Annotated in this window: 7 protein-coding genes; 1 reads left to right on the top strand and 6 read right to left on the bottom strand. The window is 62.9% G+C overall.

Annotation, left to right across the window (positions count from 1 at the left end; genetic code table 11):
* Positions 1-72 precede the first annotated feature (72 nt).
* Positions 73-789: a TetR/AcrR family transcriptional regulator gene (locus EPO09_RS18165; RefSeq protein ID WP_290645261.1), complete on the top strand. Its 717-nt coding sequence runs from the start codon at positions 73-75 to the stop codon at positions 787-789.
* 6 nt (positions 790-795) lie between these two features.
* On the opposite strand, the gene EPO09_RS18160 is transcribed toward EPO09_RS18165, so the two are convergent.
* From EPO09_RS18160 to lipA, 6 genes are all read right to left on the bottom strand, one after another.
* A complete protein-coding gene (locus tag EPO09_RS18160) occupies positions 796-1,839 on the bottom strand; it encodes a putative solute-binding protein (protein WP_290645259.1) in 1,044 nt (347 codons plus the stop codon).
* 283 nt (positions 1,840-2,122) lie between these two features.
* The gene (locus tag EPO09_RS18155; protein ID WP_290645257.1) at positions 2,123-3,067 is read right to left on the bottom strand and encodes a LysR family transcriptional regulator; all 945 of its coding nucleotides are present in this window, start codon (positions 3,065-3,067) and stop codon (positions 2,123-2,125) included.
* Positions 3,068-3,110: 43 nt separating this feature from the next.
* On the bottom strand, positions 3,111-4,286 hold the full coding sequence (locus tag EPO09_RS18150; protein ID WP_290645255.1) for an L-lactate dehydrogenase: 1,176 nt from the start codon (positions 4,284-4,286) through the stop codon (positions 3,111-3,113).
* Positions 4,283-5,959: an acetolactate synthase large subunit gene (locus tag EPO09_RS18145; protein WP_290645253.1), complete on the bottom strand. Its 1,677-nt coding sequence runs from the start codon at positions 5,957-5,959 to the stop codon at positions 4,283-4,285. The genes EPO09_RS18150 and EPO09_RS18145 overlap by 4 nt, the downstream gene beginning before the upstream one ends.
* Positions 5,960-6,097: 138 nt before the next feature.
* Positions 6,098-6,844 (bottom strand): fused MFS/spermidine synthase, encoded by a 747-nt coding sequence (locus EPO09_RS18140; protein ID WP_290645251.1) that lies wholly within the window; start codon positions 6,842-6,844, stop codon positions 6,098-6,100.
* 15 nt (positions 6,845-6,859) lie between these two features.
* The gene (gene lipA, locus EPO09_RS18135; protein WP_290645249.1) at positions 6,860-7,855 is read right to left on the bottom strand and encodes a lipoyl synthase; all 996 of its coding nucleotides are present in this window, start codon (positions 7,853-7,855) and stop codon (positions 6,860-6,862) included.
* Between the last annotated feature and the right edge of the window lie 29 nt (positions 7,856-7,884).

Genomic DNA, 7,884 nt, shown 5'->3' with positions numbered 1-7,884 from the left:
ACTTCGCTTGCCGCTACACGAACCGTGTCACACCCATTTTGACAATAGTCAATTTCAAAATCATATTTGACAATGTCCGTTTCCAGAAATAGGGTAAACCCTGAAGCACCCTCTACTCCGGGGACGACCGGACGGCGATACGGTGGCGTTGACCCAGAAGAGCGCCAACGCCAGCGCCGAACCAAGCTGATCGATGCCGGTCTGGCCGTGTTCGGGGAACAGGGCTATCACCACTCCACCGTGCGGGACGTATGCAAGCAGGCGCAACTGACCTCGCGCTACTTCTACGAAAACTTCGACAGCATGGAAGCGCTGTTCAAGGCGGTGTACACGCAAGTCAGCCGTGAGCTGATGCAGACGACCGTGATGGCGCTGGCCAGTTGCCAGCCCGATCCGGAAAAGCTCGCTGAAGCGGCCTTGCGCAACTTCCTGGAATTCATCCGCCAGGATCCGCACCGTGCACGTGTTGCGCTGATCGACGCGCTGAACGTAGGCGAAGGCATGGCCATGCTGGCCGACAAGGCCTCACAGGATTTCGCGCAGTTGATCGCTGGCTTCATGCATCAGATGTTTCCCACACTGGATGCACAAGGGCGCCTGAATTTCAAGATGCTGGCCAATGGCCTGGTGGGTGCGAACACCCGCATTGCCACGCAATGGGTGGCCGATCGGTGCAAGGCGCCGCTGGACGATGTCCTGATCAACACCTTGACCCTCTTTCGAGCCTGCATCGCCTATGCGCGCGAGCAGGAAAAAGCGCTGGTTGCGGCCCCCGCAGACCAGCGCTGATCGTCATCAACCTTCTTCGGAAGGCGAAGCGCAATCGGCCTCAGTGGGGCTGGCTGCGCAGCGCACCTTCTTGATGACCTTCAGGCCCTGCTTGTTGTAGACGCCCTGGTTGGTGATCGCGATGCGCGATTCACGCAGGATGTTGGTGTACTTCTTGACATGGTCAGGCGACACGTCCATCCAGGTGGCGGCAGGGATGCTGGCATCGGCGTTCTGCACCAGCTTCATGGCGCGGTCGAACTCGCCGACCCAGTGGTCACGCGACTTCTCGCCAAAACCGGCAGGGAACTTGGACTGGTTCAGCACAACCTGGTAGGTCAGGATCAGCAGCGGGAAGCGTGCGATGCCGCCCTTGGCGCCGATGCCCTTGTTCAGCTCCAGCGGCTTGTAGGCCAGCGTGGGGGCGGCGATCATGTCCACTTCGCCACCATTGAACTTGGCCGACAGGTTGTTGATGTCAACCGCCACGGGCTTGCCGCCCACGCGCTGCACCATCATGGCCTGAGCCTGGTCGTATTCCAAGGCGGCGATCTTCTTGCCGGCCAGAGCTTCAACGGAGTCGATGGCACGGTTGTTGACCATGGGATAGGCCGCGCCAAAAGGCACGATGCCGCCGACTTCATATGCGCCCTCAACCATCATCTTGGCGGCCTGGGGCGAAGAGAAGGTCTGCACAACCTTGCGCACGACTTCGTAGCTGGCAGGCATGTCCACCTTGCCATCGCGCACCACGGTGGTCGCGCCCAGCGTGTCGATCGAACCGGCCACGCCATTGAACTGGCGGGTACGGAAAGCCGTGGCCATCAAGGCATCGCACTTGCCGGCGCGGAACTCGTCCACAGCAGCGGATTCGTTGGTAAAGCCCTTGAGCTCCACGGTCACACCGTTCTTCTGCATGGCCACGGCGTAGTCCTTGGCCATGTTGAAAGCGTCACCACTGGCGCCAATGATGTCGAACACGCACATGGTGTTGGCGGCCTGCGCAGACAGGGCGACTGCGGTCAAAGCCAGAGCGGCACCAGCCTTGCCAGCGATTGCTTGAAATGTCATCTATCTCTCCTGTGTAAGGGAAGTGGCGGCCGCACGGCCGCAGTGGGTGCGCCGAGCCCTCATGACTCGACGACGGCGGATGCTAGGTGCCACCCCACGCAGGCTGTAACGACATGCGTATCCATCACGGCACGATCAACGGACAGACGCCTCACCAAAGGCGCAGTCAACATCGTGAAAATGGCGCGTTTCGCACGAAAAATGCCCCCCTGCAGCCAGAACCAATCCGTTACACAAGTGACCCTATAGGCTGGGTTTGATACGCCAGGCTTCACGCCCGCGCTCACCGTGCCGGCACGATGGGGATCGCTGACCGGTCAAACGGGAAGGCGTCCGGCCCCATCGCCTGCCCTGCCTGCTTCAACAACTGGATGGCACGCTCGGCCATGGCCGACACCTCACCATCGCTCAGAAACAGCCCCACTTTGCGACTGAGATAGTTCAGCGGAATGGGGCGAGATACCAGCCCCTTCGGGAGTTCTTGCGACAACATGCTGGTCGGCATCACCGTGATCAGATCACTGGTGCTGGCCACATACCAGATGGTATCGAGGTGGTTGGACTCGACCCTGACCTTGGGAAAGCGTATCCCCAATGAAGCCATGGCCTGCTCCAGCACCTGTCTGGCCACTTCACCACGAGCAGGCGCCACCGCCTCGCAGGCACTCAGGTCTTCCACATCGATATGGGACTTGGATGCCAGCCAGTGATCCTGGCTGTGGATCAGCGCAAACCCTTCTTCGAACAGCACCTCGCAACGCAGCCTGTCGGGCGGACTATCCGGGATGGGGCTGACCACCAGGTGGAGATGCTGTTTGTGCAGCGCATCGAAGAGCTCCGCACCAAAGGCCGTGGTGAACTTGATGGTGGCGCTGGGGCGTTCCGTCGTCAGGCGCGGGAACAAGGCTCTGGACACAAACAAGGCGTTCGCGGGCGTCACCCCCACTTTCAGGATGCCAGCGTGCACACCCCCGACATCCCGAGCAGCCTGCAAGGCGTCGTCCAGGCTCACGCTGGCCTGAGCTGCGCGTGCATGCAACACGCGGCCTGCGGGAGTCAGTTCCACACCACGAGCCGTGCGCTGCAACAACGCGGCCCCGGCCTGACGCTCCAGTCTGGCAATGGCCTTGCTGACGGCCGGCTGACTCAAACCCAGTTGTTCTGCAGCCAGGGTGATGCTGCCCGCCTCGACAACAGACAAGAAGTATTGGAGATCTGGAGATAACACGCTGCACCTGTCCAGGATGACACCAGTGTCGCAGTATGGCGGACTATGCCGACAGCGGCGGCACCTGCAATTGCTGGCGCCCAATGTCCTGAACGCGCGTCACGCCCGCCAAGGCCATGGCCACGCGCAGCTCCTGCTGAAAAGTCTTCAGACAAGCCTCGACGCCCTCTTGCCCACCTGCAGCCAGCGCCCAGACCCACGGCCGCCCGATGAGCACACCCTGCGCGCCCAGCGCCAGTGCCTTGAACACATCCACACCGGAACGCACGCCGCCGTCCAGCCAGACGTCCATGCGCTGGCCCACTGCCTGAGCGATAGCTGGCAGCATGGCCACACTGGAACTCACGGCGTCCAGTTGCCGCCCACCATGGTTGGACACCACCAGGCCATCCGCCCCGACCGAGACCACCAGTTCGGCATCCTCCGGATCCAGGATGCCCTTGATGTACAGCCGACCTTGCCACTGATCCCGGATCCACCGAATGTCATCCCATGTGACACCTGGATCAAACTGCGCATCCAGCCATTGCTTGAAAGCCTTGAGGTTCTCAGGATCGGGCACGCGATCAGACAAGTTGCCAAAGCAATGCGGCCGTCCTCGCAAACCCACATCCCACAACCAGGACGACCGCGTCACCAACTGCCGGGCGCGCAACCAGCCTGCTGTCAGGCCCGTGGCCTCCAGCCCATTGCGATGATCCCGGTGCCGCACGCCCGCCACCGCAAGGTCCACCGTGAACAACAAGGTCCGGCATCCGGCCTGCCAGGCGCGCGCCAGCAACTGGCTCACGGCCTGCCGGTCTCTCAGCATGTAGAGCTGAAACCAGAAGGGCTGCCGGGTCGCGGCCTGCACCTCCTCCAGAGAACAGATGCCCACCGTGGACAAGGTAAACGGGACGCTCGCATTCAAGGCCGCGCGTGAGGCCTGCACTTCCCCGCGCCGCGCAAACATGCCGGCCATCCCGACCGGTGCCAGCGCCAGCGGCATGGCGCACGGCTGTCCGGCCATGGTGGCTTGCGTGTCCACCCCATCCACGTTGCACAACACACGTTGCCGCAACGTGATCGACGCGAAGTCATCGACATTGCGTGCCATGGTGCGTTCGGCATTGGCCCCACCGTCGATGTAATCGAAGATGAAACGAGGCAAGCGCTGATGCGCCACAGCCCGGTAGTCATCGGGCGTCACGGGCAACAACCCGCCATCCAACTTCGTCATGGCGCAATCTTGCCCTTGATGGCGCGCGCCAGTGGCGCCGGCATCCTGGGCAAGGCACTCAACACGTGGGGCAACAATTTCAGCCTCAAGCCGGCCACGGCATTGGGCACCACGGCCTCGATGAGGTGCGGCCCGGGCGAGCTCAAGGCCTTGTCCAAGGCGGCGATCAATTCAGCCGTGGTGTTGGCCCTGGATGCCGCCACGCCCATCCCCCGAGCCAGCTCCACGAAATCGAGCGAAGGGTTGCTGATGTCCAGTTGCGAGCGGGCTTTGTCACCCTGACCGCCGCCCAGGGCCGTGGCACCGACGCGCTGCAACTCGACATTGAGGATGGCGTACGAGCGGTTATTGAAGATGATGGTCGTGACGTTGAGCTGCTCTCGCGCCATCGTCCACAGTGCCTGGATGGTGTACATGGCCGAGCCATCGCCCACCAAGGCCAACACAGGGCGATCCGGGCAGGCAATGGCGGCACCGACCGCCGTCGGCAGCCCCTGGCCAATGGCACCACCGGTCAGCGTGAGCACATCGTGCCGCGGCGCACCGGCGGTGAACAAGGGCAACATCACGCCCGAGGTTTGCGCTTCGTCAACGATGATGGCGCGCTCAGGCAACAAGTGCCCGATCGCCTTGCACACCTTCTCTGCGGTCAACTTGCCGCGAGGCAATTCGGGGCGAACAGGGGCCTGCAACGCTGGCGCCAGCCCATCTGCGCCCAGCGCCTGCGACAAGGCCTGCAGGCTGGCAACTGGGTCTTGCGTGGCCGAGGCCAGTACATGAACATCGCAGCCTTTGGGCACCAGGTAGCTGTCCTTGCCCGGGTACGCGAAGAAGGAGACCGGCGCCTTGGCATCCACCAGGATCAGATGGTCATACCCGCGCAGTTGCGCACCGGCCAGTTCGGCCAGATAGGCAATCCGCTCGACATGCGGCAGCCCCGCGCCACGCTCGATGCGGGTGGGAAACACCTCGGCAAACAGCTTGGCGCCCGTCTTGACCGCAATGCGCGAGGCGGCCAGCAAGGCGGGTTCGCGCAAGGCACGATTGCCGAGCAGCATGGCCACCTTGCCGCTGCGCATCAGGGCGGCCAGTTGCGCGACATCCTGAGGCGCGGCCGCATCAGGCGGGCTGATCTGACGAGGCGCAGCGGGCTTGGCACCCTCGCCCCAACTGACGTCGGCAGGCAGGATCAGCGTGGCCACTTGACCGGGCGGCCCCATCGAAGCGGCCACCGCCTCCACGGCGTCCTGACACAAGGCATCGGTGGACGCCGATGTCCGCACCCAGGTGGACACATTGCGCGCCACCGTCTCGATATCCGACTGCAACTGGGCGTCGTACTGCACATGATAGGTGGCGTGATCGCCCACGATGTTGACGACCGGCACCTTGCCTTTGCGCGCATTGTGCAAATTGGCCAGGCCGTTGCCCAGGCCGCACCCCAGGTGCAACAAGGTGGCCGCCGGCTTGCCAGCCATGCGCGCATAACCGTCTGCCGCTCCTGTGGCCACACCCTCGAACAAGGTCAGCACGGCCCGCATACGAGGCTCGCTGTCCAGCGCGGCCACGAAGTGCATTTCAGACGTGCCCGGGTTGGAAAAACACACCTGCACCCCGCAGTCAGCCAGGGTGCGCATCAAGGCCTGCGCGCCATTGAGAGTCTTCTCGGTCATCCGTGAACGCTGGTTGGTTGAGGCCTGCCTGAAACGGCACAGCCATAGCGCTACATCGTGACGAGGATCACGCACAAAATCAAATTCCGGGCGAGGCCCCAACCATAACCACCAGGAATGGCTCGGTGCCAGGAGCGTCTATCGACAGCTGCGGACGATGTGCGCGAAAGCGGAATCCAACTGGCTCCACGCCACCTCATTCATCCCCGCGGGGCGCAGTGAGCGGCCTTTGGCCTCGGGTGGCGACAACGCGGCGCCCTTGCGGGCAAACACCGTAGCATTGTCCTCATCCGGCTCCACCACGACCTGCACGCCATCCTTGAACACCGCCCGGATGCGTGCCACACAGGTCTCGAAGTGGGGATGCTTGTAATGCAGGTTGGCCACCAGGATCCCGCCTGGCTGCAGAGCGCCCAGGCATTCCTCGAAGAAGCGCCGGGATGAGAGGCTGGCCGGCAAGCCGCGCAGATCAAAGCCATCGAGCAACAGCACATCGTAAAGATGCGGTGGCTTGCGCACGAACTGCGCACCATCCCCATGGATCACCTTGAAGCGGCGATCATCCTTGGGGATCAGGAAGGTGTCCCGCAGGGCTATCACATGGGGGTTGATCTCGACCACGTCCATGCGGGCCTTGGGCAGATGCCGATAGCAGAACTTGGCCAGGGAGCCGCCCCCCAGGCCGATCATCGCGATGCGCGCTGGCGCCGGATTGAAGAGCAGAAAGCCCATCATCGTGCGCGAGTACTCCAGCACCAGGGCATCCGGCTGCATGAGGTTCATGCTGCTCTGGATGGCCGATATCGAGAAGTACAGCGACTTCGAACCCAGCGTCTCGGAGATGAAGGGTTTGACGAAGTCGTCAGGGTCAATGGCTGAAGACATGCCGGCAGTCAGGCCTCAAGCACCCACCCCGGCCTGGGCCGCCTGCTGATCCGCGTGGTACGACGAGCGCACCATGGCGCCGACTGCAGCATGCGTGAAGCCCATCTTGCGGGCCTCTTCTTCAAACATCTTGAAGGTATCGGGGTGCACGTAGCGGCGCACCGGCAGATGGTGGCCTGATGGCGCCAGGTACTGGCCGATGGTGATCATGTCGATGTCGTGCGCGCGCATGTCACGCATCACCTGCAGGATCTCTTCATCGGTCTCGCCCAGGCCGACCATGATGCCGCTCTTGGTCGGGATGTCCGGGTGCAGGGCCTTGAACTTCTTGAGCAGGTTCAGGCTGAACTGGTAGTCACTGCCCGGGCGCGCTTCCTTGTACAGGCGGGGCGCGGTTTCCAGATTGTGGTTCATCACATCGGGCGGTGCAGCCTTGAGGATTTCCAGGGCGCGCTCGTCACGGCCGCGGAAGTCAGGCACGAGGATCTCGATGCGCGTGGCGGGCGACTGCTCGCGGATCTGCTTGATGCACTCGACGAAGTGGCCGGCGCCGCCGTCGCGCAGGTCATCGCGGTCCACGCTGGTGATGACCACGTACTTGAGCTTGAGCGCGGCAATCGTCTTGGCGAGGTTGGCGGGCTCGTTCACATCCAGCGGATCAGGGCGGCCGTGGCCCACGTCGCAGAAGGGGCAACGGCGTGTGCACTTGTCACCCATGATCATGAAGGTGGCCGTGCCGTGACCGAAGCATTCGCCGATATTGGGGCAAGAGGCTTCTTCACACACCGTGTGCAGCTTGTGCTCGCGCAGGATGTTCTTGATCTCATAGAAGCGCGTGCTGGGCGAACCGGCCTTGACACGGATCCACTCGGGCTTGCGCAGCACCTCCTCCGCCGGCACCACCTTGATGGGAATGCGCGCCGTCTTGGCTTGCGCTTTCTGCTTGGCGGTGGGGTCGTAAGCCGCAGGAGCGGCCTGGTTCTGGTCGGCGGGGGTGTTTTCAGAGGACATGGCGGTGCTTCACTTCAAGGCCCGCCAAC

This window comes from Aquabacterium sp. (genome assembly GCF_004297345.1).
GTDB lineage: Bacteria > Pseudomonadota > Gammaproteobacteria > Burkholderiales > Burkholderiaceae_C > Aquabacterium.
This window is presented reverse-complemented; position numbering and strand designations above follow the sequence as displayed.

What these genes read in the sequence shown, in the direction of transcription:
- EPO09_RS18160 (WP_290645259.1), bottom strand. Translation starts at nt 1,839, where the DNA reads ATGACATTTCAAGCAATCGCTGGCAAGGCTGGTGCCGCTCTGGCTTTG.
- EPO09_RS18165 (WP_290645261.1), top strand. Translation starts at nt 73, where the DNA reads ATGTCCGTTTCCAGAAATAGGGTAAACCCTGAAGCACCCTCTACTCCG.
- EPO09_RS18150 (WP_290645255.1), bottom strand. Translation starts at nt 4,286, where the DNA reads ATGACGAAGTTGGATGGCGGGTTGTTGCCCGTGACGCCCGATGACTAC.
- EPO09_RS18145 (WP_290645253.1), bottom strand. Translation starts at nt 5,959, where the DNA reads ATGACCGAGAAGACTCTCAATGGCGCGCAGGCCTTGATGCGCACCCTG.
- EPO09_RS18140 (WP_290645251.1), bottom strand. Translation starts at nt 6,844, where the DNA reads ATGTCTTCAGCCATTGACCCTGACGACTTCGTCAAACCCTTCATCTCC.
- lipA (WP_290645249.1), bottom strand. Translation starts at nt 7,855, where the DNA reads ATGTCCTCTGAAAACACCCCCGCCGACCAGAACCAGGCCGCTCCTGCG.